General features: G+C 53.7%; 1 tRNA gene and 2 rRNA genes. All 3 read right to left on the bottom strand.

Annotation, left to right across the window (positions count from 1 at the left end):
- A 23S ribosomal RNA gene (locus F3J39_RS18640) occupies positions 1–773 on the bottom strand; the annotation flags it as partial.
- A gap of 212 nt (positions 774–985) precedes the next feature.
- A tRNA-Glu gene (locus tag F3J39_RS18635) sits at positions 986–1060 on the bottom strand.
- Positions 1061–1147: 87 nt separating this feature from the next.
- Positions 1148–1230: ribosomal RNA gene (locus F3J39_RS18630) — 16S ribosomal RNA — on the bottom strand; the annotation flags it as partial.

Below are 1230 nucleotides of genomic sequence, written 5' to 3'. Positions count from 1 at the left end.
AGCCACAGGTCATCCGCTAATTTTTCAACATTAGTCGGTTCGGTCCTCCAGTTAGTGTTACCCAACCTTCAACCTGCCCATGGCTAGATCACCGGGTTTCGGGTCTATACCCTGCAACTTAGCGCCCGGTTAAGACTCGGTTTCCCTTCGGCTCCCCTATGCGGTTAACCTTGCTACAGAATATAAGTCGCTGACCCATTATACAAAAGGTACGCAGTCACCCCCATAAAGAAGGCTCCCACTGCTTGTACGTACACGGTTTCAGGTTCTGTTTCACTCCCCTCGCCGGGGTTCTTTTCGCCTTTCCCTCACGGTACTGGTTCACTATCGGTCAGTCAGGAGTATTTAGCCTTGGAGGATGGTCCCCCCATATTCAGACAGGATACCACGTGTCCCGCCCTACTCTTCGAGCTCACAGCAAGTGCGTTTTCGTGTACGGGGCTGTCACCCGGTATCGCGCGCCTTTCCAGACGCTTCCACTAACGCACAAGCTGATTCAGGCTCTGGGCTGCTCCCCGTTCGCTCGCCGCTACTGGGGGAATCTCGGTTGATTTCTTTTCCTCGGGGTACTTAGATGTTTCAGTTCCCCCGGTTCGCCTCGCAGCACTATGTATTCATGCTGCGATGATGCACTGGGTGCACCGGGTTTCCCCATTCGGACATCGCCGGCTGTAGCGGTTCATATCACCTTGCCGGCGCTTTTCGCAGATTAGCACGTCCTTCATCGCCTCTGACTGCCAGGGCATCCACCGTGTACGCTTGGTCGCTTAACCTCACAACCCACAGGCGTTTTGAACGCTGTGAATCGCGATAATCTTGAGACCCGGCCGCATCGCGCATCGTTCTTATTACGGAGAACGGATACGACGCGGTCGTTTCAAATTTTCAGCTTGTTCCGGATTGTTAAAGAGCAAATATCTCAAACGCGACTCGCAAGCCGGTTTTGAGATACTGTGGAGACACCTTTCACCTGTCACCAAGCAAGTGGCGTCCCCTAGGGGATTCGAACCCCTGTTGCCGCCGTGAAAGGGCGGAGTCCTAACCGCTAGACGAAGGGGACACATCGTGTCGCGACTTCGCAGCCGTCTTGCTCATTACTTTCTATCAGACAATCTGTGTGAGCACTTCGCGGGAAGGTATCTTCAGGTAAGGAGGTGATCCAACCGCAGGTTCCCCTACGGTTACCTTGTTACGACTTCACCCCAGTCATGAATCACAAAGTGGTAAGCG

This window comes from Pantoea sp. Acro-807 (assembly GCF_011752675.1).
In the GTDB taxonomy this organism is placed as follows: domain Bacteria; phylum Pseudomonadota; class Gammaproteobacteria; order Enterobacterales; family Enterobacteriaceae; genus Pantoea; species Pantoea eucrina.
The sequence above is the reverse complement of the archived record's forward strand: the minus strand, read 5'-3'. Positions and strand labels throughout refer to the sequence as shown.